This window comes from Ruegeria sediminis, assembly GCF_005938215.1.
GTDB classification, from domain to species: domain Bacteria; phylum Pseudomonadota; class Alphaproteobacteria; order Rhodobacterales; family Rhodobacteraceae; genus Ruegeria; species Ruegeria sediminis.
In genome coordinates this window covers 135678-162238 of record NZ_VCPD01000005.1, presented here as the reverse complement: position 1 = coordinate 162238, position 26561 = coordinate 135678, and the positions used below count along the sequence as shown (strand labels likewise).

The 26561-nt window shown below is 63.8% G+C and carries 19 protein-coding genes; 5 read left to right on the top strand and 14 right to left on the bottom strand.

Going from position 1 to position 26561, the window contains the following annotated elements; all coding sequences use genetic code 11:
• Positions 1-14 precede the first annotated feature (14 nt).
• The 5 genes from FGK63_RS14990 to FGK63_RS14970 form a co-directional block, all read right to left on the bottom strand.
• Complete coding sequence (locus tag FGK63_RS14990) at positions 15-1412, bottom strand: amidase (protein WP_138843673.1); 1398 nt, start codon at positions 1410-1412, stop codon at positions 15-17.
• A 188-nt stretch (positions 1413-1600) separates the two neighbouring features.
• Positions 1601-2728: a peptide chain release factor 2 gene (gene prfB / locus FGK63_RS14985; protein ID WP_138843671.1), complete on the bottom strand. Its 1128-nt coding sequence runs from the start codon at positions 2726-2728 to the stop codon at positions 1601-1603.
• 68 nt (positions 2729-2796) lie between these two features.
• Positions 2797-5286, bottom strand: coding sequence for a penicillin-binding protein 1A (locus FGK63_RS14980; protein WP_138843669.1), 2490 nt, complete (start codon positions 5284-5286; stop codon positions 2797-2799).
• A 180-nt stretch (positions 5287-5466) separates the two neighbouring features.
• Complete coding sequence (locus FGK63_RS14975) at positions 5467-6687, bottom strand: N-acetylmuramoyl-L-alanine amidase (RefSeq protein ID WP_138843667.1); 1221 nt, start codon at positions 6685-6687, stop codon at positions 5467-5469.
• Between the two features lie 93 nt (positions 6688-6780).
• The gene (locus FGK63_RS14970) at positions 6781-7929 is read right to left on the bottom strand and encodes a pyridoxal phosphate-dependent aminotransferase (RefSeq protein ID WP_138843665.1); all 1149 of its coding nucleotides are present in this window, start codon (positions 7927-7929) and stop codon (positions 6781-6783) included.
• Here FGK63_RS14970 and FGK63_RS14965 point away from each other — a divergent pair.
• Complete coding sequence (locus tag FGK63_RS14965) at positions 7928-9301, top strand: M48 family metalloprotease (protein WP_138843663.1); 1374 nt, start codon at positions 7928-7930, stop codon at positions 9299-9301. The genes FGK63_RS14970 and FGK63_RS14965 overlap by 2 nt on opposite strands.
• Entirely contained in the window at positions 9298-10056 is a 759-nt protein-coding gene (locus FGK63_RS14960) for a DsbA family protein (RefSeq protein WP_171052663.1), read from the top strand. The genes FGK63_RS14965 and FGK63_RS14960 overlap by 4 nt, the downstream gene beginning before the upstream one ends.
• A gap of 31 nt (positions 10057-10087) precedes the next feature.
• Here the strand turns inward: FGK63_RS14960 and FGK63_RS14955 are convergent, their stop codons facing one another.
• From FGK63_RS14955 to hemA, 4 genes are all read right to left on the bottom strand, one after another.
• Positions 10088-10555, bottom strand: coding sequence for a GNAT family N-acetyltransferase (locus FGK63_RS14955; RefSeq protein WP_138843659.1), 468 nt, complete (start codon positions 10553-10555; stop codon positions 10088-10090).
• Between the two features lie 5 nt (positions 10556-10560).
• On the bottom strand, positions 10561-11682 hold the full coding sequence (gene ispG / locus FGK63_RS14950) for a flavodoxin-dependent (E)-4-hydroxy-3-methylbut-2-enyl-diphosphate synthase (RefSeq protein ID WP_138843657.1): 1122 nt from the start codon (positions 11680-11682) through the stop codon (positions 10561-10563).
• A 73-nt stretch (positions 11683-11755) separates the two neighbouring features.
• The gene (locus FGK63_RS14945) at positions 11756-12970 is read right to left on the bottom strand and encodes a helix-turn-helix domain-containing protein (protein ID WP_138843655.1); all 1215 of its coding nucleotides are present in this window, start codon (positions 12968-12970) and stop codon (positions 11756-11758) included.
• A 130-nt stretch (positions 12971-13100) separates the two neighbouring features.
• Positions 13101-14324: a 5-aminolevulinate synthase gene (hemA, locus tag FGK63_RS14940; RefSeq protein ID WP_138843653.1), complete on the bottom strand. Its 1224-nt coding sequence runs from the start codon at positions 14322-14324 to the stop codon at positions 13101-13103.
• A 346-nt stretch (positions 14325-14670) separates the two neighbouring features.
• On the opposite strand from hemA, the gene FGK63_RS14935 reads away from it, so the two are divergent.
• Positions 14671-16056, top strand: a complete 1386-nt coding sequence (locus tag FGK63_RS14935; protein WP_138843651.1) for a M20/M25/M40 family metallo-hydrolase — start codon at positions 14671-14673, stop codon at positions 16054-16056.
• A 48-nt stretch (positions 16057-16104) separates the two neighbouring features.
• Positions 16105-17856, top strand: coding sequence for a tetratricopeptide repeat-containing sulfotransferase family protein (locus tag FGK63_RS14930; RefSeq protein WP_138843649.1), 1752 nt, complete (start codon positions 16105-16107; stop codon positions 17854-17856).
• A gap of 64 nt (positions 17857-17920) precedes the next feature.
• On the opposite strand, the gene lpdA is transcribed toward FGK63_RS14930, so the two are convergent.
• Positions 17921-19315: a dihydrolipoyl dehydrogenase gene (gene lpdA / locus FGK63_RS14925; RefSeq protein ID WP_138843647.1), complete on the bottom strand. Its 1395-nt coding sequence runs from the start codon at positions 19313-19315 to the stop codon at positions 17921-17923.
• A 225-nt stretch (positions 19316-19540) separates the two neighbouring features.
• Between lpdA and FGK63_RS14920 the strand changes: the two genes are divergently transcribed.
• A complete protein-coding gene (locus FGK63_RS14920; protein WP_138843645.1) occupies positions 19541-19978 on the top strand; it encodes a hypothetical protein in 438 nt (145 codons plus the stop codon).
• On the opposite strand, the gene FGK63_RS14915 is transcribed toward FGK63_RS14920, so the two are convergent.
• From FGK63_RS14915 to FGK63_RS14900, 4 genes are all read right to left on the bottom strand, one after another.
• Positions 19975-20553: a DUF924 family protein gene (locus tag FGK63_RS14915; protein WP_138843643.1), complete on the bottom strand. Its 579-nt coding sequence runs from the start codon at positions 20551-20553 to the stop codon at positions 19975-19977. The genes FGK63_RS14920 and FGK63_RS14915 overlap by 4 nt on opposite strands.
• Positions 20554-20661: 108 nt before the next feature.
• On the bottom strand, positions 20662-21933 hold the full coding sequence (locus FGK63_RS14910) for an MFS transporter (RefSeq protein WP_138843641.1): 1272 nt from the start codon (positions 21931-21933) through the stop codon (positions 20662-20664).
• Positions 21934-22043: 110 nt separating this feature from the next.
• Positions 22044-23090 (bottom strand): tRNA preQ1(34) S-adenosylmethionine ribosyltransferase-isomerase QueA, encoded by a 1047-nt coding sequence (queA, locus tag FGK63_RS14905; protein ID WP_138843639.1) that lies wholly within the window; start codon positions 23088-23090, stop codon positions 22044-22046.
• A gap of 44 nt (positions 23091-23134) precedes the next feature.
• Positions 23135-26413: a YhdP family protein gene (locus FGK63_RS14900; protein ID WP_138843637.1), complete on the bottom strand. Its 3279-nt coding sequence runs from the start codon at positions 26411-26413 to the stop codon at positions 23135-23137.
• Positions 26414-26561: the final 148 nt, after the last annotated feature.

Sequence of the window (26561 nt, the reverse complement as noted above, 5' to 3'; positions counted from 1 at the left end):
CTGCGTTTTATCAGTCACATCGCCGGTCGCCGCTGCGGCCACTTCGTCCTGGCGTGATAGGCGGCGCCCAACGACAACAGCATCGCATCGCTGCCGCGCGGACCGAAGATCTGAATACCCATGGGAAGCCCCCCGCCCCCGAACCCCGCCGGGGCCGCAAGACAGGGCAGCCCCAGAAGACTGACCGGTACCACGACCTGCATCCAGCGGTGATAGGTGTCCATCGCGCTTCCCGCGATCTCGTTCGGATAGGGCAGCGAGACATCGAACGGCCAGACCTGAGCAGCTGGCAGGACGAGGGCATCATATTCCTCGAACAGCGCCGCCGCGCGCCGGAACCAGGCAGAGCGTGTTACGCTGGCATGGTGAACCGCCATCGCGCTCAGCGCCAATCCGCGGTCCAGTTCCCACTGCGCGCTGTCCTTCAGCATCGCCTTTTTCTCGATCAGCGGCGACAATCCCGTCGCCACGCTCCATGAGCGCAGGGTGATCCAGCTTTCCCAGATCCGTTCGGCGTCGAAAGGCGGCGCGATGTGCTCCACCTGGCAACCAAGTTCACGGAAAACCGCCAGCGCATCCTCGCAGAGAGACAGGATACCGGGTTCCATCGGAAAGGCGCCGTCCCAATCGCCCAGCCAGCCGATCCGAAGCCCCTTGGGTTCGGACGGACGGACCGGCGAGACCGGCGTGCTGACATGGGGGTGCGGCTGGCGCGGGTCCGGGCCCGAAATCACGTCAAGCAGAAGGCCCAGGTCCTCCGGGCTGCGCGCCATCGGTCCGAGCGTTGACAACTGGTGCAGGAACGTGTCGCCGACAGGCTCGGACGGAACCCGGCCCCAGCTTGGGCGAAAGCCGTAGACGTTGTTCCAGGCGGCGGGGTTGCGCAGGCTGCCCATCATGTCCGACCCATCGGCAAGTGCGGTCATTCCTGCCGCAAGCGCCGCCGCAGCGCCTCCGGACGACCCGCCGGAGGACCTGGAGCCATCATAGGGATTGCAGGTCGCGCCATAGACGGGATTGAAGGTGTGCGACCCCAGCCCGAACTCGGGCACGTTGGTCTTGCCGACCAGGATGGCCCCGGCCGCCCGCATCCGCGCGGCGATCAGATCGTCCGATTTCGGCACGAAATCCCGAAAGATCGAGGAACCCTGCGTCGAGGCGATCCCGGCGACGTTCACCAGGTCCTTGACGGCGATCGGAAGACCGTGAAGCGGCCCCTGCCGCGGTCCGGCGTCCATCGCCTCGGCCTCGGCCATCAACTCGTCCGCTTGCCGCAGCGCGACGATCGCGTTCACCTCTCCGTTGACCTTCTCGATCCTGTCCAGCGTCGTGCGCATCAGTTCGGTGGCCGTAAGTCGCCCCGCGGAGATGGCGGAAAGAAGGTCCGTCGCGGAAGTTCGGATCAGGTCCATGGGCGCTCAACATCTGATGGTTGAGTTCACCCTAGCCTTGGCCCAAAGCCATTTAAACCCACTGTTTCAATGTATCTTTTGAAACCCGGCACCACGCATCAAGCCTGACGGGCCGCCGGCACGCCGCGGAATTCAAAAGTGGATCAGGCCCCCGGCAGGTGCCGGTACCCTGCCCGCCGGAAACCGGGTCAGCCGTCCGCCCGCGCCTCGGAACGGCTCTTGCCCGCCACCTTCAGCGCCAAGGTCGCGGCCATGAAGGCATCCAGGTCGCCGTCCAGTACGCCCTTGGTATCCGAGGTCTCGTAGCTGGTGCGCAAATCCTTGACCATCTGATAGGGCTGCAACACGTAAGAGCGGATCTGGTTGCCCCAGCCCGCATCGCCCTTGGCTTCGTGCGCGGCGTTGATCTCGGCGTTTCGGCGGTCAAGCTCCATCTGGTACAGGCGCGATTTCAACGCCTTCATCGCGATGTCGCGGTTCTGGTGCTGCGACTTCTCGGACGAGGTCACCACGATTCCGGTCGGAATGTGAGTGATCCGTACCGCGGAATCCGTCGTGTTGACGTGCTGGCCGCCCGCGCCGGAAGACCGGTAGGTGTCCACGCGGATGTCCGAGGGGTTCACATCGATCTCGATATTGTCATCGACCACCGGATACACCCAGACCGAGCAGAACGAGGTATGCCGCTTGGCCGCCGCGTCGTAGGGCGAGATCCGCACCAGACGGTGCACGCCGCTTTCGGATTTCAGCCAGCCATAGGCGTTGTGGCCCGAAATCTTGTAGGCGACCGACTTGATCCCTGCTTCTTCGCCCGGGGTTTCGGACTGAAGCTCGACCTTGTAGCCCTTTTTATCGGCCCAGCGGACATACATCCGCGCCAGCATCGACGCCCAGTCGCAGCTTTCCGTGCCGCCGGCGCCTGCATTGATCTCGAGGAACGTGTCGTTGGCATCCGCCTCGCCGTCCAGGAGCGCCTCGAGCTCCTTTTTGGCGGCCTTGGCCTTGAGTGCCTTCAGCGCCAACTCCGCATCCTTGACGACCTCTTCATCGTCCTCCATCTCACCTAGCTCGATGAGTTCGATGTTGTCGTTGAGGTCCGTTTTGATCGACTCGTAGGTCTCGATCGCGTCAACCAGCACCTGACGCTCGCGCATCAGTTTCTGGGCGTTCTCGGGATTGTCCCAGAGGTTGGGATCCTCGACCCGCGCGTTGAACTCCTCAAGCCGGTGCGGCGCGGTCTCGTAGTCCATCCGCCGGGCCAGAAGGTCCAGCGATTTCCGGATATCCGCCACGATGTTCTGAGTCTCGGCGCGCATGGTATGTCCTGCAAATTCGGGTCTTACGAAGGGTTCTGATAGACCAGCACCAACCGCTGGGCAAGCGGTCAGTACAGACCCCCGGAACTGACGGTGCCAAAGTTCGCCTTTGGTCCAACCGTAGTGGTTTCCCCAGTCGACGTCCTGACCTGGCGCCCGGCCTGCTGCACTTCTTCGAACAGAGGCAGGTTGGACCCCATCGCAAATCCGCCGTCATAGGCCTGACCGAACAGCGGCTCGACGCCATCGCGGAAATACTCGGCCACGACGTATTCGCCTTCCGCGTCATCCGGCAGGCGCGCACCCGAGAAGCGGTCGATCTTGATGAAATGGCCGCCGGGCGGCACGTCGAAGGGGCCGCCTCCGTATTTCTCCACCGCCTTTTCCATGAAGGTCTGGAACACCGGCGCGCACATCGAACTGCCATAGGCGCTGGCCCCCATCGGGCGCGGGCGGTCATATCCGATATAGCATCCCGCAACGATGTTCGAGGTGAAGCCGATGAACCACACGTCCTTGGCGTCGTTGGTGGTGCCGGTCTTGCCCGCCGTGGGCACCGGCAGGTTGACGGCGCCCGACGCGGTTCCGCGTTCGACCACGCCGCGCATCATCGAGGTCAGCTGATAGGCGGTGATGGCGTCCATCACGCGCTGGCGGTCGGTGACGATCCGCGGCGCCGCGTTCGGCGGGATCTGGTCCGAGTTGCAGTCCACGCATTCCCGGTCGTCGTGGCGATAGATTGTCTTGCCGTAACGGTCCTGAATCCGGTCGACTAGCGTCGGTTCCACCCGCTCGCCGCCGTTGGCGAACATAGCGTAGGCCGCCACCATCTTGTACAGCGTCGTCTCTTCCGAGCCGAGCGCGTTGGCCAGATAGGGACCCATGTTGTCATACACCCCGAACCGCTCGGCATAACCCGCCACCACGGGCATCGAGACCTCTTGCGCAAGGCGGATGGTCATCAGGTTCCGCGACCTCTCGATCCCCGTGCGCAGCGGCGTCGGGCCGTAGAACTTGTTCGAAGCGTTCTTGGGGCGCCACAGGCCCTGCGGCGTGTTCACCTCGATCGGCGCGTCCACGACGATGGTCGCCGGGCTGTAACCGCTGTCAAGCGCCGCGGCGTAGACGAAGGGTTTGAAGCTGGATCCGGGTTGGCGCAACGCCTGGGTGGCGCGGTTGAACACCGAATCCTGGTAGGAAAACCCGCCCTGCATCGCCAGAACCCGGCCCGAGTTCACGTCCATCGCCATGAAGCCGCCCTGCACCTCGGGCACCTGGCGCGCGGACCATTGGCCCTCGTCGCCCTCGCGCACCAGGATGATGTCGCCCCGCTTGAAGTTCGACGGGAAATCGCCGCGCATCCACTTGATGTCCGACCGCGGGATGATGCCGTCCGAGGGGCCGTTCTCGATCCCGACCCTCAGCGTGTCCTCGGCAACGTTCATCACGACCGCCGGATACCACTGCGTCGGCAAGACCACGTCGCGTGGCACGTCCGCCTCGGCCAGCGCCTGGCGCCAGGCGTTTTCATCAGCCAGCAGATCCTCGGCGATCACCTCGCCGGTTCCACGCCATCTGCCGCGCGAGCGGTCATATTTTTCCAGCGCCTCGCGCAGGGCGCGGGCTGCGATCACCTGCATTTCCTCGTCGATCGAAGCGCGCACGCTGAAACCGCCGGTGAAAAACTCGCCCTCGCCGAAATCCTCGCTCAACTGGCGGCGAATCTCGTCGGTGAAATAGTCCCGAGGCGGCAGGGCGCTGCGGAACCCGTCGAAATCGCCGTTCTGCACCGAGCGCAACGGTTTTTCGACTTCGACCTCGTAGGTGGCCTTGTCGATGTAGCGGTTCTCGTACATCTCGCGCAGCACGTAGTTGCGCCGCGACAAAAGCCGCTCTTTCTGGCGCACAGGATGATAGTCTGACGGCGCCTTGGGCATCGCGGCCAGCGTGGCGGCCTCGTGCGGCTCCAGTTCCTGCAATGTCTTGTTGAAATAGGTCTGTGCGGCGGCGGCCACCCCATAGGAGTTCTGACCAAGGAAAATCTCGTTGAGATAGAGCTCGAGAATCTGTTCCTTGTCCAGCGTTTCCTCCAAGCGGGTCGCCAGGATGATCTCCTTGATCTTGCGCTCGGCGCGGCGGTCGCCCGACAGCAGGAAGTTCTTCATCACCTGCTGGGTGATGGTCGATGCCCCGCGCACGTTTTCGCCCTTGGACCGGATCGCTTCGATCCCCGCCGCCGCGATGCCGCGCACGTCATAGCCCTGGTGGCTGTAGAAGTTCTTGTCCTCGGCCGAGATGAACGCCTCCTTGACCAGGTCCGGAATCTCATCGGACGCGGTGAACAGGCGGCGTTCCTGCGCGAATTCGTCGATCAGGTTGCCTTCGCCGGAATAGATCCGGCTGATCGTGGGCGGCTTGTACTGGGCCAGCGACTCGTGGCTGGGCAGGTCGCGCCCATACATCCAGAACACCCCGCCGATGGTCAGGGCGGCCATGAAAATACCGAGTGTAACGAGGCTGAAGATGGCCCCGAAGAAGGAAAGAACGAACCTGATCACGTGACTGCCTTTACTGCGCGCTGCCGTCTATATAGTGACACCCACCCGCCGGGTCAAAACACATGGCGCATTTTGGCCCACGGCGCCGCAACGTTCCGGATTGTACCAACCGGGCAGCGGCATTTCCAACTGAAAACGCCACGGCAGACCGCCGTCTGCCTCCTCATCTTCAAGGGCGGATCATTGCCGGACCAGCGAACGCTGAAGCTGATCCGCCTCGCGCCAGGCGCGCAGGCCGGAGTGTATGCCCCGCGCCATCGACGCGCGCCATTCGGGATCCTTGATGTTCTTCAGATCACGCGGGCTGGACAGGAACCCTAGCTCCACCAGAACCGAAGGGATGTCGGCCGCCTTGAGCACCGAAAATGACGCCTCGCGCAATGGCCGGCGGTTCATCGGCCCGCCCTGCCCGGCCATGCCCTCGGCCAGCGCCCTTGCAAGCGACAGCGTCCTCGGCTGCGTTTCCTGCCGGGCGAGGTCAAGCAGCACGTCAGCCACGCGGTCGTCCGAACGGCTCAGATCGACTCCGGCGATGATGTCGCTGCGGGCCTGGCGTTCGGCAAGCTTGGCGCTGGCGATGTCAGACGCTTCTTCGGAAAGGGTATAAATCACCGCGCCATGCGCCAGCCCCTCGGCCAGCGCGTCGGCGTGAAGCGAGATGAACACGTCCGCTCCCGCTTGATGGGCCAATGCGATCCGCCGTTCCAGCGAAACGAACCGGTCGTCGTCCCGGGTCATCATCACCTCGAACCCGCCCGATCGCAGCAGCACCTCGCGCAGTTCCCGCGCGAAGGTCAGCATCAGCGATTTCTCGTTGGTGTGCTTGGTTTCAGCGCCGGGATCAATGCCTCCGTGGCCGGGATCCAGCATCACGCGCAGCGGCGCGTCGGCATCGCGGCGGGCGGGCGCCTCGACGACGGCGGGCTCAGGCAAGTCCCAGCGCGGATCATACGGCGCGCCGGCCGTTTCCGAAAAGAGGTCGGGCGCGACGGGCAGCAGCAACACGTCCAACGCGGCGGCGCCGGTCACCTGATCCACCTGCAGCGAAGCCTGATCCACGCCCAGAGGACGCCCGAGCCCGAGGACCATGCGCGACCATCCCGGAACATAGGTGCCGAACTGCGCATCCGTGATCCGGTCGGTCTGCAACACCGTCTCCGACCTGAGACCGGTCCAGTCCACCTCCTGGAAATCCAGAACCAGACGCCGAGGCTCCGACAGCGTGAAAAGCCGGTAGGGAACGCCCTGGCTCAACGCCAGTCGCACCCGCACGCCATTGCGGCCCGACTCGGTGATCCGGCTTTCGTCCGCGTCGATGCGCGCAAGTCCGCTGAACTCTTGCGCAAACGCGACCGATGCCCACGCCCAGAAGAGCGCCAGAATGAAGAAGATCCTGCTCATTGCCTCAGCTTGCCCGAGATCGTTTGGCGCGACCCTACACGACCGGAAGGCGCTTGTGAACGTGCCGCGAACCGGGCCGCGCTGACAATCGCCCTATCTCGTGCGCGCCTGCATGAAGGTCTTGAGCCGTTCCAGCCCCTCTTCGATATCGACGGTCGAGCGGGCGTAGGAAAAGCGCAGAGTCTTGTGCCCGCGCGCCGGGTCGAAATCGAGCCCGGGCGTGACCGCCACCCCGGCCTTTTCAAGGATCTCCGACGCAAAGGCGAGGCTGTCGTCCGTCAGGTCCGAAACATCGGCATAGACGTAAAAGGCCCCGTCGGGCGGCGCGATGTTGGTGAACCCTGCCCAGGGCAAACCTTTCAGCATCAGCGCCCGGTTGGCGCGGTAGACGTCAAGATTGGCCTGCAACTCATCCTCGCAGTCCATCGCCGCCAGCGCCGCGACCTGGCTGGCGTGGGGGGCGCAGATGAACATGTTCTGCGCTATGCGCTCGACCACGCGCACCTGGTCCTCGGGCACGACCATCCAGCCGACGCGCCACCCGGTCATCGAGAAATACTTGGAGAAGGAATTGATGACGTAGCACTCGTCCGTCAGTTCCAGCGCCGTGACCGCCTTGGCCTCGTATTCCAGCCCGTGATAGATCTCGTCGCTGATGAATGAGGCGCCCTGCGCCTGCGCCGCCTCGATCAGCGCGCCCATGGACGCGCGGTCCAGCATGGTGCCGGTGGGGTTGGCCGGCGACGCCACCATCAGCCCGGCCAGGTTCAGGTCGGCGAAATCAGAAGGCACCGGCTGCAGCCGGTTTTCGGGCGCAGTCGGCAGGTCCACCGGCACCAGGTCCAGCGCCTTCAGGATCTGCCGGTACGAAGGATAGCCCGGCGCGCCGATGCCCACCCGGTCTCCGGTGTCGAACAGCGCCGTGAAGGCCAGCAGGAAACCGCCGGAAGAGCCCGAGGTCACCACCACCCGCTCGGGGTTCAGGTCGACGCCGTACCACTCGCCATACAGCCGCGCGATCCGCTGCCGCAACTGCGGCAGGCCCAATGAAACGGTATAGCCCAACGCGCCTTCGGTCATGGCGCGTTGCAGCGCTTCGATCGCGCCTTTCGGAGCCCCGGTGCCGGGTTGGCCGACCTCCATGTGGATGATGTGGCGGCCGGCCTGTTCGGCCTTGCGGGCGGCCTCCATCACGTCCATCACGATGAAGGGATCGACGCCGGACCGGCTTGAGTTTCGCATGTCCATCTCCCATGTTGCGACCATGGCCTTTGAACGCGTATCCCGGCTGGCGTCAATCCCGGCGCTCTGTCTTGCCGCTGCAATGTGGCTGGCTGCGGCGGTGCCGGCGGCGGCGATCGGGCTTTTGCGCGACCCCGACATCGAACACGGCCTGCGCGAACTGGCCTTTCCGATCCTCCGCGCCGCCGGGCTGAACACCAACCGCGTCAAGGTGCTGGTGGTGAACGACAGCAGCTTCAACGCTTTCGTGGTCGACTACAACACGATCTTCATCAACTACGGCCTGATCCTGCAGGTCGAGCGCGCCGACATGCTGCAGGCGGTGATTGCGCATGAGGCCGCCCATATCGCCAACGGCCACCTGGCGCGGCGATCCGCGAATTTCGACAGCGCGCAACGTTTCGCGATATTGGGGACCGCGCTGGGGTTGGTCGCCGCCGCTGCCGGTGCGGGCGAGGCTGCGGGCGGCATCGCCGCCGGGACCAGCACTGCGGCGCTGCGCGGTTTTCTCAGCCATACGCGCGCCGAAGAAGCCTCGGCCGACCAATCCGCCGCAAGCTACCTGCGCTGGGCCGACGTGTCGCCGAAAGGCATGGTCGATCTGCAGCGCTCCTTCGCCGGGCAGGAACTGCTGGGCCCCGAGCAACAGGATCCCTACATGCGCTCCCACCCGATGAGCCAGGACCGGCTGCGCGCCGCCGAGGCGTTTCTGGCCGCCCATGGCGACAAGTCCGCGCCCAATCCGGACGCGGACTATTGGTTCGCGCGGATCAAGGGCAAGGTTTCCGCCTTTACCCGCGCGCCCTCCTGGACCCTTCGCCGCGCGCCCGAAGAAAAGGCACGGGACATTCGCCTGATGCGCGAGGCGGCCGCCCATCACCAGAACCGCGACCTGACCCGGGCGCTTGCCGCGATCGATGGCGCGCTGGCGATCCGGCCCGAGGATCCGTTCTACTACGAACTCAAGGGCCAGATCCTGCTGGAGAACCGGCGGGGCGAGCAGGCCATCGCTGCCTACAAGAAGGCCGTCGATCTTGCTCCGCGGGATTCGCTGATCCTCGCCGGATACGGGCGCGCCCTGTTGGGCGCCGGTCGGGCCGAACAGGCGCTGGAGTCCCTGGAAGCCGCGCGCGCCCGCGACTATCGCAACGCCCGCCTGATGCAGGATCTCGGGCTCGCCTATGCCCAGACCGGAAACAACGGCATGGCCTCGGTGGTGACGGCCGAGCGATACGCCATGCTTGCCCGCTTTGAAGATGCGGGGATTCATGCCAAACGGGCCATTGGCCAGCTACCCGAGGGTTCTCCGGGTTGGCAACGGGCCCAGGATGTGCTGATTGCGTCGGAACGAATGCAGAAAAGGAAGAAATGATGCTCCGTATTGCCGCCTCGGCCCTTTTGGGCCTGACCCTATTGTCCAGCCCGGCATCGGCGCTGGACCTCGACGCCATGAGCGACGGCGAAAAAGCCGCCTTCGGCGCGCAGGTACGGGAGTATCTGCTGGAAAATCCCGAAGTGATCCTTGAAGCCATCAACATCCTCGAAGAGCGTCAGGCCACCGCCGAGGCGGCTGCAGACCTGGAGCTGGTGGCCGCAAATGCGGACGAGCTGTTCAACGACGGCTACAGCTGGGTGGGCGGAAACCCGGATGGCGACATCACGCTGGTGGAGTTCATGGACTACCGCTGCGGCTACTGCCGCAAGGCCGTGCCCGAGGTGGCCAAGCTGTTGAAGGAAGACGGAAACATCCGCCTGATCATCAAGGAATTCCCGATCCTGGGCGAAGCTTCCGTTCTGTCCTCGCGGTTTGCCGTGGCGACCAAGCGGGTGGCCGGCGACGATGCCTACAAACAAGTGCATGACGCGCTGCTGGAATTCGGTGGCGACGTGACCGAAGTCACGCTGCGGCGCATCTCGGACGGGCTGGGTCTCGACACCGACGCGATCGTGGCGGAAATGGACAGCGACGAGGTGACCCGGCAGATCGCCGAAACCCGAGCCCTGGCGCAGCGTCTGAACATCTCGGGGACGCCGACATTCGTGCTGGAAACGGAAATGTTGCGCGGCTACCTGCCCGCCGATCAATTGCAACTGATCGCGGACAGCGTTCGCGAAGAAAAAAGCTGAAGCATCAAGGGGCGGCCCCGCCGCCCCGTTTTCAGGTCAGGGATTTCGCAAAGGTCGCCTTGGCGAAATCTCCGGCTTCCGGACCGTCGCGGTGGCTTTCGGTCCAGCCGTTGCGCAAATAAAAGCCGATGGCCTGCGCGTTTCCGACGAAGGTTTGCAACTGCGCCCGGTCGTGCCCTTCGACCCGCATCTGCGTTTCGCACCATTGCAAAATGGCGGTGCCGACACCGGCGCGGTGCAGCTTGGCGTCCACCATCATCAAGTGGATGGACCCTTCCCAATAGATGACGAAACCCACGATGCGCCCGTTCAGGCGCGCGACGTAGAGATTTGAGAAATGGTCGGAAATCTCGGCGTCCGACTGCCCGCTTTCGATGAAACCGGCGACCGTCTCTTCGCCCAGAAAGACCGAGGCGGTCTTGCGCAGCGTCTCGCGCGCGATTTCCTGAACCGGCGCGATGTCCCCGGTTGTCGCACGCGATATGCGCAGCCCCTCCACGGCGTCTACTCGGCGGCGTCCCGGGCGGCTTCGATTTCCGCCGCTTTTCTTTCGACCTCTTCGACGATGTGGTCGATCATCCGGTCATTCGACATCTTGTGGCTTGCCTTGCCCGCCAGATAGACCATGCCTGACCCGGCCCCGCCGCCGGTGAAGCCCACATCGGTCATCAGCGCCTCGCCCGGTCCGTTCACCACGCAGCCGATGATCGAAAGGCTCATCGGCGTCTTGACGTGTTCCAGCCGCTTTTCCAGCGTTTCGACCGTCTTGATGACGTCGAACCCCTGACGAGCGCAGGACGGGCAAGAGATGATGTTCACGCCGCGATGACGCAGTCCGAGGGACTTGAGGATCTCGAACCCGACCTTGACCTCTTCCACCGGGTCGGCGGACAGGCTGACGCGGATCGTGTCGCCGATTCCCATCCACAGCAGGTTGCCCAGGCCGATTGCGGACTTGATGGTGCCGCTGACCAGCCCGCCGGCCTCGGTGATGCCCAGGTGGATCGGCGCATCGGTGGCATCGGCGATGCCCTGGTAAGCCGCGGCGGCCAAAAAGACGTCGCTGGCCTTCACGCTGATCTTGAATTCGTGAAAGTCGTTGTCCTGCAGGATGCGGATATGGTCGAGCCCGCTTTCGACCATCGCCTCGGGGCAAGGCTCGCCGTATTTCTCCAGCAGGTGCTTTTCAAGACTGCCCGCGTTCACGCCGATGCGGATCGAGCAATTGTGGTCGCGCGCGGCCTTGATGACCTCTTTCACCCGTTTCTCGTCGCCGATGTTGCCGGGATTGATCCGCAGACAGGCGGCGCCCGCCTCGGCCGCTTCGATCCCGCGCCGGTAATGGAAATGGATGTCCGCCACGATCGGGACCGAGCTTTCCCTGACGATGTCCTTCAGGGCCTTCGACGACGCTTCGTCCGGAACCGAGATGCGGACGATGTCCGCCCCGGCCTCTGCCGCGGCTTGTACCTGCGCCACTGTCGCCGCCACGTCGGTTGTCGGCGTGTTGGTCATGGTCTGGACCGAGATCGGCGCGTCGCCACCCACGGGCACGTTGCCGACCATGATCTGACGGGATTTCCGGCGATAGATGTTGCGCCAGGGGCGCACGTGATTCAGAGACATGAAGATCGGGTCCGCGGCTGCTCCGGTTCTGCCGGTTACATAGGCCGGTCGCGCACTTCCTTCAATGGCGGACTTATTCCGTGGGCGCCGGCGGGGCAACCTCTTCGGGCTGGGCCTGCGCCTCGGCCACCATGCGGGCCAGATCGTCGTCCTGCGCCATGTCCGCCACCTTATAGGCCTCGGTCACGGCGTCGATCGACAGCGACACGTTCTTGGTCACAACACCCCGTTCACCGACCGGGCCGTAATGTTCACCGTTGGTGGCGAAGTAGATCGCACCGCTTTCTCCCGCACGCAATTTCGGCGGTTCCTCGGTCAGCGGCACTTCGTAGGTTTCTCCGGGCTCCATGATCTTTTCGAAGATCGTGGAACCGTCCGCGGCGGTCACCCGCACCCAGGACGGGCGCACGGCCACCATCACCAGCGAAGGCGCGACCTCCTCCAACACTTGCGGAGGCTGAGACGGCTCTTCCTGGCGCTGAACCTCGGCGATCTGCACTTCGGGCAGTTCCGGCGCGCGGAACGCGCCCACGGTTCTCGGGTCCAGCGTCGAGATCGGCGCGTCGCGGGCCACCAAGACCGGGACATCCAGCGCTTGCGGGCGATAGAGCCGGTCCAGCGCCTCGGATTCCGGGCTCACCAGCCCGGCATTCTCTGCGTTCGTTTCCCGGCTGCGCGCTTCGTCCAGCGGATCGAGGTCGGACAAAACCAGCGGCGCCTGTTCGACAGGCGCGACCTGCACCTGCTGCACCTCTTTCAGGACCGCCCAGCCGCCATAGCCGATGCCGGCGATCAGGGCCAGCAGAACCAGCGACGAGCCGATGGCCCGCGGCTCGATGTGATTCAGGACCGAATCCCTGCCTGGAAGGTAGGGAGTGTTCGGCGAGATGAACGGATCCCGCCCCATCGGACCGCGCGACGGCACGCCGCTGCTGGGCTTTTTGGCGACGGACGCGCCCGCCGACATGCCATGCGCCACTTCAAAGCCGCTTTCCTTGCAGAATGCCGCAAAGGTTTCGTCGGGGTTCATACCCAGGTAACGGGCGTAGGAACGCACGTACCCGGCGATGAAGCCGGGCGTTTCAAAAGCATCAGGGTCGGAGTTTTCGATGGCTGCGATGTAGTTGGCCTTGATCCGCAACTCTCTCTGGACGTCGAGCAGCGACTTGCCCATCGTCGCCCGTTCGCCCCGCATTACATCGCCGAGACGAAGTTCGAAGTCGTCGAATCCTTTTGGTCTGACGGTCTCCGTCTCATCGGAGTCGCGCTGTGTCCTGCGCCCAATCATTCCTGCCGCCCCATTCTGCCTATCGCGAGTTTTTCGCGTTACGGCGAACCGCTCCCATAACGATTCGTCCACTGCTTTTGTTAGCGGAAGCTTAACACGCCGCAAGCGAGTTGCACACCAAGGCCTAAGGTTAACCGGCAAGTTCGGCGCGATTTAGCGCACAATGTGACCAAAGTTCGTCCATGGCTTGCACCAAACGGTCCAATTCCTTGGGTCCGTGCACCGGGGACGGGGTGAAACGCAACCGTTCCGTCCCGCGCGGCACGGTGGGGAAATTGATCGGCTGAACGTAGATGCCGTAATTTTCCAGCAGCATGTCGCTCAACTTCTTGGTGTGTACCGGGTTGCCGACGATCACCGGCACGATGTGACTGCCGTGGTCGATCAGCGGCAGTCCAAGCCCCTTGAGGCGCAGCTTGAGGATCTTTGCCTGCGTCTGGTGCTGCTCGCGCAATTCCGGTGTGCGCTTGAGATGGGCAACCGAAGCCGCCGCGCCCGCGGCGACCGCCGGCGGCAACGACGTGGTGAAGATGAAGCCCGGCGCATAGGAACGGATGGCGTCGCACATCTTGGCGCTGGCCGCGATATAGCCACCCATGACGCCATAGGCCTTGGCCAGAGTGCCGTTGATGATGTCGATCCGGTGGGCCAGACGGTCGCGTTCCGTCACGCCGCCGCCGCGCGGCCCGTACATGCCGACCGCGTGCACCTCGTCGATATAGGTCAGCGCACCGAACTCGTCGGCCAGATCGCAAATTTCCTCGATGGGGCCAAAGTCGCCGTCCATGGAATAGATCGACTCGAAGGCGATCAGCTTGGGCGCCGCCGGATCGTCGGCCTCCAGCAGTTCGCGCAGATGAGCCACGTCATTGTGGCGGAAGATGCGCTTGGCCCCGCCGTTGCGGCGCACACCTTCGATCATCGAGGCGTGATTCAGAGCGTCGGAATAGATGATGAGCCCCGGAAACAGCTTGGGCAGCGTGCTCAGCGTCGCGTCGTTGGCGATATAGGCGCTGGTGAACAGCAGCGCCGCTTCCTTGCCATGCAGATCGGCCAGTTCCGCCTCGAGCCGCTTGTGATAGACCGTGGTGCCCGAGATGTTGCGAGTGCCGCCCGACCCAGCGCCGGCCGCCTCGATGGCCTCGTGCATGGCCTCCAGCACGACGGGGTGCTGCCCCATGCCGAGGTAATCGTTGCCGCACCAGACGGTGATGTCGCGCTCGGTCCCGTCGGGACGGGTCCAGACGGCGTGCGGAAAATGTCCCTTGCGGCGTTCGATGTCGATGAAGGTCCGGTAACGTCCTTCTTCATGCAGCCTGGCAATCGCGGAATCGAGCTGAGCAGTGTAGTCCACCGGGTCCTCCTTGATCGTCCGGCCGCCTTCAATTGGCTTGGCGGCAGGACTTCATTCACCGATGCGAATAAATTCACATTACTGAATGAATAACTTCTGTGTACCTTCAGATCAACTGCCTACATTCGCAGCCGACGTCGCGGCATTGATCTGCATCAAATATCCATTTGCGCCCCCCCGCTCAAGCAAAGTTACGGCGAATGGACGCGAGGAAACGACGCAGGGCAGCAGCCGATTTGAACGGCATTCGCCATTATACAACTTTTCTCGCCGCCGCACACTGGACTGTCCTGCCGGCGCTGCTAGGCTCCGCGCCAGAAATCAAGGACCCATTCAGGAGCCACGCATGTCGCTTGACGCCGTACTGAACCAGATCGACTCGGATCTTACCCCCGCCATCGACCGGTTGATGGAGTTGCTGCGCATCCCCTCGATCTCGACCGACCCGGCACACAAGGAAAGCTGCGACAAGGCCGCCGAGTGGCTGGTCGCGGACCTGAAAAGCATTGGCATCGCCGCCGAGAAACGCGTGACACCTGGATGTCCGATGGTCGTTGGTCATGTCGGCGAGGACGGAGACGGCCCGCACGTCCTGTTTTACGGCCACTACGACGTGCAGCCGGTCGATCCGTTGAACCTGTGGAACCGCGATCCGTTCGACCCCGCCATCGAAGACACGGAAAACGGCCAGGTGATCCGCGGCCGGGGCTCTTCCGACGACAAGGGCCAGTTGATGACCTTTGTCGAGGCGTGCCGCGCCTGGAAAGCCGTGCATGGCAAGATGCCCTGCCGCATCACGTTCTTCTTCGAAGGCGAGGAGGAATCCGGTTCGCCTTCGCTGATCCCCTTCCTCACAGAGAACGCCGCAGAGTTGAAGGCAGATCTGGCGCTGGTCTGCGACACGTCGATGGTGTCGCGCGGCGTGCCCTCGATCGCCTCGCAACTGCGCGGCATGCTCAAGGACGAGTTCACCATCATCGGCCCGCGCATCGATCTGCATTCCGGCCACTATGGCGGCCCGGGCCTGAACCCGCTGCGGGAAATCTCGCGGATCGTCGCATCTTTCTACGACGAGGAAACCGGAAAAGTCGCCGTCGAAGGGTTCTATGAAGGGGTTCACGAAGTTCCCGAGGATCAGCTTCGCCAATGGGCCGGCTGCGGTTTCGACGAGGCGGAATACCTGAATTCGGTCGGCTACACGCGGCCGCATGGCGAAAAGGGGTATTCGACCCTGGAACAGCAATGGGCCCGCCCGACGCTCGAGGTGAACGGCCTGTGGGGCGGCTACAACGGCGCCGGGTCCAAGACGGTGATCCCATCGCAGGCCCATTGCAAGATCACCTGCCGCCTGGTCGGCGACATGGACCCAGACGCCCTGCGCCGCAAGATCCGCAAGCATGTCGAGGACCGCCTGTCACCCGATGCCAAGGTGGTCTGGGACAACGATCTGGAAGGCTCGCCCGCGTCGGTCATGAACATTTCGCGCCCGGAATTCGAAGCAGCACGCACCGCGCTGTCGGATGAATGGAACCGCGAGGCGGTGTTCACCGGCATGGGCGGATCGATCCCGGTGGTCGGCTACTTCAAGTCCATCCTCGGTCTCGACGCGATGCTGGTCGGCTTCGCCAACGATGACGACGCCATCCACTCGCCCAACGAGAAGTACGACGTGCAAAGCTTCCACAAGGGCATTCGGTCCTGGGCCCGGATTCTGGATGCGTTGACCAAATGATCCGCGGGGCGGCGAACGTGGCGGCGCTTTCTGGCCGGGGGTGAATGAATGACGGTCCAAAACGATCTAAGGCGCGTTCTTCAGGTTGCGCAGCAGGGACGCCACAAGAAAACCCTGGCCGAAGCAAAGGCGGCAATGCGCCAGCACAACCGGCATCCCGCCTTTCCCAATTTCGCGGCCGTCGCGCTTTGCGCGATGGGGCGGGAACGTGACGCGGTCCCGTATTTCCAGAAGGCGCTGAAACTGGACCCGGAGTTTCATGATGCCGCCAAGAATCTTGCCCACGCGCTGATCGTTCTGCACCAGCCCGAGCCTGCGGCGAAGCTGCTGAAACGAGTCGCCGCCGCCTGTCCGCAGGACAGTGGAGTGTTCCGGATATTGACCCTTGCCCAAATGGACTCGGGCAAACTGGACGACGCCCTTGCGGCGGCAACGGACTACCTCAGGCTGTGTCCGAAAGACGCACAGGCGTTCATGATGCGCGCAGATGTTCATGCAAAACAGAACAACCTGGCATCCGCCGTGACCGACCTTGACGGCGCCGCCGCATTGGCGCCTGACAATTTTCAGATCTGGGTGCAGAAAAGCGCGGTACTGGCCCGGATGGCCGAACACGAAGAGGCCACGGCGGCGGCCAGGCATGCGGTTGACCTGGCCCCGCAGCACCCGCGCGTGCTCACCAACTATGCCACCCAACTGGTGAATGCGGGTGAACTGGAGCAGGCCGCGGAAGTCTATCGCCGGATTCTTGAAATCCAACCCGGTGAGCCGGACGTGCTTGAACACCTGGCGCGGCTGCAATCGCGCGAGGAGAATGAAGGTATCTGGCCGGTTGCGCTGGCGGAATATGACAAGGCGCCCAAAGGTCCCGGCCGCGCGGCGCTTGGGTTCGCTCTGGCCCACATGGCTGAACAACGCGGAGACCGGCAAGCGGCCAACACCTACCTGAACGCGGCGAACCGAGAGATTGCGAAGATCACGCCATATCCGGCGGCGGAGGAAAAAAGATTCAACGACAAGATCCTGAACCGCTTTCGATCCCCCTTGTCGTTCGACCGGCGAACGCGGGCACAGCACCCACGACCGATATTCATCGTCGGCTTACCCCGGTCGGGAACCACCTTGACCGAAACGATACTGGGAGCCAGCCCCGAAGTTGCCCCTCTGGGCGAGCGGCCAACATGTGATCTGCTGTACCCGATCATCCAGGAGGATTTGCCGTTTGGTCCTGACGAGGTGGAAAGCCTGGTCGCGGCGGATCAGGCCCAACTGCCGGAACACGCCAGATCCGCCAGGGCCTATACCGACAAGATGCCGGAAAATCACCGCCTCATCGGGTTTCTGGTCGCGGCCTACCCGGATTGCCGCATTGTCGATCTGCGCCGCGATCCGCGGGATGTCGCGCTGTCAATGTGGCGTGGACGGTTTTCGAATGGCGCCCTGTCCTATTCCTACGATTTGCAATCGATGGCGCACCGGTTCAACCTTTATGCCGAAATCATGGCCCATTGGCACAACCTGTATCCCGGTTCGATCTACCGGTTGTCCTACGAAGATCTTGTTGCCGACGTGACCTCGGCAAGCCGGTCACTCGCCGAGTTCTGCGGGATCGAGTGGGTCGAGAACATGGCGCGGCCCGAGTTGTACACGGGCGGCGTTCGCACCATGACCGCCCACCAGTTGCGTCAACCCGTGCATATGCGGTCAGTGGGAAAGTGGCGCGACTACGAGGATGTAATGGCTCCGTTCGTCACGGCGCTTGACAAGAAACTGTGGCAGGAACTCGAACCGGACAATTGAACCGCCCCGAAAAGACCAGGCGCCCGGAACACCGGGCGCCCGTGTTTGCCGCGGCGACAGCGCCTTACATGTGGATCACGCGTCCATAGGCGTCCAGAACGCTTTCGTGCATCATCTCGGACAGCGTCGGGTGGGGGAAGACCGTGTTCATCAGGTCTTCTTCCGTCGTTTCCAACTGCCGGCCCACGACGTAGCCCTGGATCAGTTCGGTCACCTCGGCGCCGATCATGTGCGCGCCCAGCAACTCGCCGGTCTTGGCGTCGAAGACCGTCTTGATCATCCCTTCCGGCTCGCCCAGGGCAATGGCCTTGCCGTTGCCGATGAAAGGAAAGCGGCCGACCTTGACCTCATAACCCAACTCCTTGGCCTTCGCCTCGGAATAGCCGACCGATGCGACCTGCGGCTGGCAATAGGTACAGCCGGCGATGCTTTCCGGCTTGACCGGATGCGCGTGTTTGCCGGCGATCAGTTCGGCCACCATGACGCCCTCGTGGCTGGCCTTGTGCGCCAGCCAGGGCGCGCCGGCGATGTCGCCGATGGCGTAAAGGCCCTCTACCCCGGTGCGACAGTATTCATCCGTGACCACATGGGTGCGATCCACCTTGACGCCCAACGCTTCAAGCCCAAGGTTCTCGACATTGCCGACGATGCCGACAGCCGAGATCACGGTGTCGAACTCGTGCTTCTCGACCTTGCCCTTGACCTCGATATGCGCGGTGACCTTGCCCTTGGCGCGGTCAAGCTGCTTGACCATCGCCTTTTCCATGATCTTCATGCCCTGCTTGGTGAAGGCTTTCTTGGCAAAGGCGCTGATCTCCGCGTCCTCGACCGGCAGGATGCGGTCCATCACCTCGACCACGGTCGTCTCGGCCCCCAGCGTGTTGTAGAAGCTTGCGAATTCGATGCCGATCGCGCCCGAACCGATGACCAGCAGCTTCTTGGGCATCCGTGGCGGCTGCAGCGCGTGCTTGTAGGTCCAGACCAGATCGCCGTCCGCCTCGAGCCCCGGCAACTCGCGCGCGCGGGCGCCGGTGGCGAGGACGATGTTCTTGGCGGTCAGTTCCTCGGTGCCCTTGTCCGTCTTGACGCTGACCTTGCCCTTGGCGGGCAACGTCGCCTCGCCCATCACCACGGTCACCTTGTTCTTCTTCAGCAGGTGGCCGATGCCGCCGGACAGCTGCGCGGCAACCCCGCGCGACCGCTTGACGACCGCGTTCAGGTCATAGCCGATCTTTTCCGCGCTCAGGCCGAAATCCTTGGCGCGCTCCATCAGATGGAACACCTCCGAGGATCGCAGCAGCGCCTTCGTCGGAATGCAGCCCCAGTTGAGACAGATGCCGCCCAGGTGTTCGCGCTCGACAACCGCCGTCTTCAGGCCCAGCTGAGCCCCGCGGATGGCGGCGACATAGCCGCCGGGGCCCGCGCCGATTACGATCAGATCAAAGGATTGTGCAGCCATGAGTACCCCTCGGCGCCGGTGGTTCGAAAAACTAGTTTACCGTTAAACTAAATTCCCCAACGCATCAACCGCCCCGTTCCGCGACAAATATGACGCAGGGTCCGGAAACGGGTTTCGCGCGGATTCCAGCCTATACCTGCGCCCGATGAATGGCTAGAACATAAGGCGTCGGCACGTCGCTGGCGCTGAAATCTGTTTGCAAATTATTGAATTGAAAGGCTTGTCATGGCCAAAACGCTCAAGGACTTGTTGCTCGCCCTGCTCAACGCCACCCTGCTTCTTTTGGCATTGTGCCTGTTTCTTGCGTGGAAAGTTTCCTCGACCATCGACGGGCTGGCCGCCACCTTCGCCCAGAACCTCCAGATGGTTGCGCCCCTGCGTGAGGAAGCGCAGGCCGTCCAAGGCGAACTCCAGGGATTGCGAAAAGATCTCGAAGCGGTCCTGCAGGAAAAGGGCGAGGAACTGACTGCCGCCACACAACAGCGCATTTCGGGGATTCTCGATCGGGCCGAGACGGTCGAAAAACGGCTGCAGTCCGCGCAGATGCGCATCACGGAACTTGCCGACGCGCCCGAGGACCTGATCGACCACGCCATCGAGACATCGGTCGACGCCATTGCCGACCGCGCCACGGAAATCCGAGGCTGTACGCCCGCGTCCTAACCGGCCGTCTGCAACTCGCGCACGGTCTGACCGTAGCCGCCGCTGCTGACATAGGCGGCCTCTTGCTCGGTCGTCTCGCGATCCAGCGCCTCGTTGCGGTACGGGAACCGGCCGAACTTGCGGATCACCTCGCGATGCGCCCGCGCGTGCAGCAGGTTGCCCGGACCGGAGTCCGGCATCCGCTGGCACATCAGGCGCACGCAGCGTTCCTGATCGCACAGGTTTTCCGAATGCATCATCGGCATGTAAAAGAACTGCCGCGCCGGTTCATCGATCTTGAGGTCCCAGCCCTTGTCCACCGCACCTTTCGCCGCGGCAAGCGCGGCCCGGTCCGATGCGAACGCACGCGCATCGCCCCGGAACATGTTGCGGGGAAACTGATCCATCAGGATGATGTAGGCCAGTGAACCGCTCGGGTATGTCAACCAGAGCGAAAACCTGCCGTGGCAGGCCGCCTCCCACGTTTCGAGGAAACGGTCGCGAATCCGCGCATCCAACGCGTCATCCTGTGCGTACCACCCTTCGGGGCCAACCTCGTCCAACCAAAAACTCAATACTTCTTCAGGACCAACCATTGCCCTTGCTCCGTTGTTGTCCTCCCCCAGGGACGTATGACCATTAGAAGCTTATTTGCACAATTGTTACAGTAAAATCTTGCTACATTGGCGACACAAAGCTCGCCACTACGCCACATCTTGTGTCCCTTGTCCCTCCTGTTCGGCTTCGATGGCGACTTCCTGCGCAAGTTCAAGCGCAACCGGGGAAACAGTCGGGTAAATGGGCGACATTATCCCGGTCTCGTCAACAGGCACCGAGGCGCGCTGAGTCATCCGGTAAAGCGCATAGGCCGCCATGATCAGCAGCAGCGCGGCGATGATGAAAAAGAACCCCGCGGGACCCAAAACCCCATCGCCCATCAGCCAGCCGGTGACCAGCGGTCCGGCAATCGCGCCCAGCCCGTTGATGAAGATCAACCCGCCGGACGCGGCCGCCATGTCCTCGTAATCCAGGTAGTCGTTGGTATAGGCGATCAGCAGCGAATAAAGCGGGTTCGACATGCCGCCGATCGCGAAGGCCGCGACCAGAAGCATCGTGTACTGGCCGCCCAGGAACATGCCGACCAGTGCCCCCGCACCTCCGATGAGCGCCACCAGAAGGATCAGGATTCGGCGATCCATCCGGTCCGAGAACCAGCCGATGGGGTATTGCAGCAACAGCGCGCCTACATAGAAGGTGGCGACGAAGATCGACAACTCCACCAGCGTCAGCCCGGCCCGCGCACCGTAGACCGCGCTCATCCCGAACTGCGCCGAGAAGATGCCACCCAGAAGGAACATTCCGACGCATCCCAGTGGCGAAGTGTTCATCAGCTGCTTCAGCGTCATCGGCTTGGTCGTGTCGAAGGCCGGGGTCGGCGAAATCGAAAGCAGGATCGGCGCAAACGAGATGGAGACAAGGATCGAAGCGATCACGAAGGTCTCGTAACCCGCCGGATCTCCGACCAGCAGAAGCCCCTGGGCGCTGACGATGCCCAGCGTCTGCACGATCATGTAAAGCGACAGCGCCTGCCCCCGGTTCTCGTTGCTGGCGGCGTTGTTCAGCCAGCTTTCCGCGGTCACGTAGACGCCCGAGAAACAGAAACCGATCACGACCCGACCGATGGACCACGCGATCGGGTCGGTCAGCATCGGATACATGATCATCACCGCCGAGATGAATGAGGCCAGCGCCGCAAAGACGCGCACATGACCGACGCGCCGGATCATTTCCGGCGCCAGTTTAGACCCGCCGAGGAAACCGACGAAATAGGCGGACATCACGAAGGACATCTCGAAGGTGGTGAACCCTTCGATTTCACCGCGAACGCCCAGCAACGTGCCCTGCAGGCCGTTGCCGACCATCAGAAAACCCATTCCGAGCAGAAGCGCCCATGCGCTGGAAAGAACCTGAAGCATTCGGGGCCTCCGCAATCAGATTTCGTACTTCAAGGTGTTGCCCAATCAGACACCGTCATGACCGCGCTTGTCCACGACATTCGTGGGACACGGCCCCGGGAACGCGCCGCTCAGGGGATCAAAAGCGACGCATCGCCATAAGAGAAAAACCGGTACCTTGCCGCGACCGCATGGGCATAGACCCGCTTCATCCGGTCCTGCCCCATCAGGGCCGACACCAACATCAGCAGGGTCGATTTGGGCAGGTGGAAATTGGTCATCAGCGCATCGGTGACATGAAACCTGAAGCCGGGATAGATGAAGATGTCGGTGTCGCCTTCCCAGGCCGCAATCTCGCCGCCGCGCGCGGCGCTTTCGATCAGGCGCAGGGCGGTGGTTCCGACCGGGATGACCCGCCCGCCGGCCGCCTTGGTCGCGCGGATTTCGGCGGAGGCCTCGGCACTGACCCGCCCCCATTCGGCATGCATCTTGTGGGTGGTGACATCCTCGACCTTGACCGGCAGAAACGTGCCGGCCCCGACATGCAGCGTGACATGGGTAAGCGCGACACCGCGCGCAGCCAGCGCCTGCATCAACGCCTCGTCGAAATGCAGCGACGCGGTGGGGGCGGCGACCGCTCCGGAATGGCGCGCCCATATGGTCTGATAGTCGGTCTTGTCGCGTTCGTCCGCCGGCCGCTTCGCGGCGATGTAGGGCGGCAGCGGCATCGCGCCCGCTTCCTCCAACGCGCTGTCAAAGTCGTCGCCGGTCAGGTTGAAACGCAGGTACGCCTGGCCGTCCGCGACCTTTTCCAGGGTGGCGCTCAGCTGCTCCGAGAACACGATCTCCTCGCCAAGCTTGACCTTCTTCAACGGTTTCAGCAGCGCCGCCCAGGTTCCATCGGCCTGCGGGTCGAGCAACGTGGCCTCGATCGCCGCCGCGACCGGTCCCTGCGCGCTGTGCCTGTGGCGGCGTCCGTTCAGCCGGGCCGGGATCACGCGGGTATCGTTCAGGACCAGCCGATCCCCCGGCCGCAGCCAGTCCGGCAGGTCGATCACGGTGGAATCGGTCACGTCATCCCCCTGCGCCACCAGCAGCCGCGCGGACGAGCGCGGGCTTGCCGGGCGGGTGGCAATCAGGTCTTCGGGCAGATCGAAATCGAAATCGCTGAGTTTCATGACCGCGCCTTATCGCGCCCCAACAGATTCGGCTACAGGGCCTTTCACCGGTCGCCGGTGCCCAACTCGAATGACCGCTCGTTCGCCGGCGGCTCCGGCACCTCGGCCCCCTGCCCGCCCCCCGGCACGCGCGGCGGCGGCGCGCGCATCAGGTCGCGAAGGAACACCGGCGCAAGCCCCGACAACGGGTTCACACCGACCTGCGGCGCCGACAGCGGCCCCCTGAGCGTATAGTTGAACGCGAACACGCCCTCGCCCTTGCGTGTCAGCAGGCTGCCGATGGCATTCACCATGTAGATCGGAGAAATCGCGCCCTGAAGATTCAGCCACTCCCTTTCGGTATCGATCCTTCCGTCGAAGGACAGGCCGATCGACGGCCCGACCGCGCTGCCGCTCAGCACGGTCACCTCCTGCGGGGCGATCCGCATCTTGCTGTCGATCGTGTTGAAGAAAATCCCCTGCCCCGACATTTCGTCCAGCAACCCCACGACGCTGATCGCGTTGAGCAGCGCCGCCATCGCCGGAGCGTCCTTGATCCGGGTATTGGTCATTTTCACGGCCGCGTCGTAGTGGCCCGGCCCGATCACCGGTTGCAACGCCAGCCGGAAATCGCCGCCATGCGCCTGGTTCAACAGCCCGGCGGACCGCAGAACCCCTCCGGCATCCTCCGATTGCAGGACCACCGCGCTGCGGTTTCCCTGGGGCGAGACCTGCCCCGAGACCGCCGTGCCGCCGTTGACCTGCGCGGTGAACGGCCCCTGAACCCCGCCCGTTGTCGTGAAAGAGCCGTTCAGACCCGTCATCGCGATCGTGTCGGTCACCTGCAGCCGGTTCAGCCGCACATCAAGGCGGGGTCCCGCGCCGCCGCCGCCGCCCGAACCAAAGGTCGCGCCCCGCATGTCGATCACGCCGCCAAGCACTCGGATGTCGGGCACCGACCGTCCCCGCGCCACCAGTTCGGCCGGAACCGACAACCAGTTGCCCAGTCGAAAGGACGAAAAGGATATCCGGTCCATCTGCGCGTCGTCGGTGAACGAAATGGTCCCGCTGGCGCGCAACCCGGCTGCGTCGATCTCCAGGGCGTCGACGCGCATCTGCTCGCCCAGCGTCACCTCGACACTCAGGTCGCCTCCGGTCTGCGGCGACTTGCGCCAGCCAAGCTCCGGGACGGACAGGCTGACGCCGATCAGATCCGACCGGGCTGACAGCGCCGGCGCCTCGCCACCGCCCAGATCGACCGTCACGTCCGCCTGTCCCTGGCCGGTCAACATGCCGTTGGGCAGGCCGGCGTGAATCTCCTCCATCAGCCTCGGCGACAGTTCGATCTGCCCGCTCAACCGGCTTCGCGCACCCTTGTCGCCACCGATCGGCTGGCGCCAGGTCGCGGTCATCGGAACCGCCCCGAACAGGCCGCTTCCCGACAGGGCGATCTGCGTCTGGTCCCCGTTCACCTCCAGGCCGTCGGCGCTGACCGTGACGCCGGGCACCAGCTTGTCACTGCGCACATCGCTCACGGTGCCGGTATAGTGGAACCGCATGTCGTGCAGTTTCAGCTTGTCCCTCAGCGGCAAGGACAGCGTTCCTTCAAGGTTGACCATTCCCTCGGCCAGATCCACCGGCTGACCCGCCTTGGACATGACCTCGAGCGGGGGCCGGTCCAGAAGCGACAACGCCGCGGTGACGCTCCCGCTGGCCCTGATCCGCGCGATGCCGGGGGCGGATTTCGGTATTCCGACATCCGGGATAATGAAAGACGTGCCCGCCGCGTTCACCGCGCCGCCCTCGTCGGGAACCACCCAGCCACGATGGGCAGTGACCGAAAAGCGCCGGCCCACGAGGCTTGCCTGCCCGCGCGCATCCACGACCGGAGGCAGGGTCTTCGCGAACTTGATCCGCGCCTTCTCGAAATCGAAATCCGCATAGATGTTCGGCTTCTCGCCGGGCCGCAACCGCAACGCCAGGTCCAGATCCTTCAGCTGCCCGTCGGTCAGGTTCTCGGTCACCCATTCGCGCGGCTTGGCAGCGACCTTCTCGGGCCAGTAACCCAGAAGCTGCTCTGGCGTCATCCGGTCGATGCCCGCATCCAGATTGACGTCCCATCCCGCGGGCGAGCCGGTAAGGTCCCCGGTCAGGCGCAACATGCGGTCATCATGCTCGACGACCATCTGGCCCAGTTGCAGCCGGAACGGCGCCAGCTTCATCTGGAAATCGATCTCGGCGCTCGAGAGTTCCAGAGGGTCGGGAAAGACCCCGGCGGGGTTCACGCGGATACCGGACAGCTTGAACTGCGCGGAAAGGGATTTCAGGGTTCCGGTCTCAACCCCGTCGAGAATGGCCCGGCCATCCGCCTGCGCCGTCCCCCATGCCGAGACGATCGAAACCTCGTTGAAGCGCAGCGCCTGTTGCGAGGGTTCATAGGTGAAATAGGTGCGCGCGGCCTCGAACGGGATCGGCCGCGTTTCGGGGTTCGGCTGCAAGGCGCCCGCCCCGATCTGCAGGGTGGCAAAGACAGGCCCCAAGGCGCCGTTTCCGTCGATGCTGCCGCGCAGCGCCCCCGAGATCGGGGCACGCAGCACCTCGAGCCAGGCCAACGCCGGCCCCTGTCCCGCGATGTCCTCGGCGGCCAGGTCGGTCACCGTAACCCCGAACTGCGCCGCGGGCGAGCCGAGCGTACTGGAGTAATTCGCCTCGATCTCGCTGGAATAATCCCGGCCACTCAGCAGCGAGAACCCGGTCGCGATTCGGATGTCGCCCTGGCTGCGCGTCACCTGCACACGGCCGCTGTCCAGGGTCCAGGACCTGCCCTGCCGCAGATCGCGGTATTCCAGCGTGACGCCGTCCAGTTCAAACGACGTCAGCGCCGACAGGGCCGGCGACAGGAACAGGTCGTCCGACTGCTCGATCAGCCGCGGCAGGTTCGGCGCCCGCTCAACCGGCGCGCTGTCCGAACCGACCGTCAGCGAGAACACGCCGTCCTGATCCCGCAGCAAGGACACCTGCGCACCGCTCAGGAAAATCTGCTTGGGCTGGACATTGCCGCGCAGCAACGGCCGCATCGCAAGGCTTGCCTGCATGTCCGACAACTGCGCGATCTGCGATCCGTTCGCGTCGCTGATGGTCACGTCGCGCAGGCGCAGACGCGGCCGCCAACCTTCGTGAATGACGAAACTGACATCGCCAAAGCGGATCTGCAGCCCGCCGAGAACGTTTTCCACACGGGTCTCGACCCGATCCCGCAACCAGGCGGGCGCGTGCATCGTCTGCCCGATCACCATGAGCCCGGCGAAGACGGCCAGAATGATCAGAAAAAACACTCCGCGCATGGCCCAAAGCCCGGCACGGCGGCGGCGTGACCGGCGGGCCGGCCCCTGGCTGTTTGCCTTGGCCTCCGCGTCGTTCTGCCGAAGGATTTTTTTCCCTGAGTCTTTCAACTTACAAGCCCCGGCCTAATATGCAGAGCATTCAAACCCA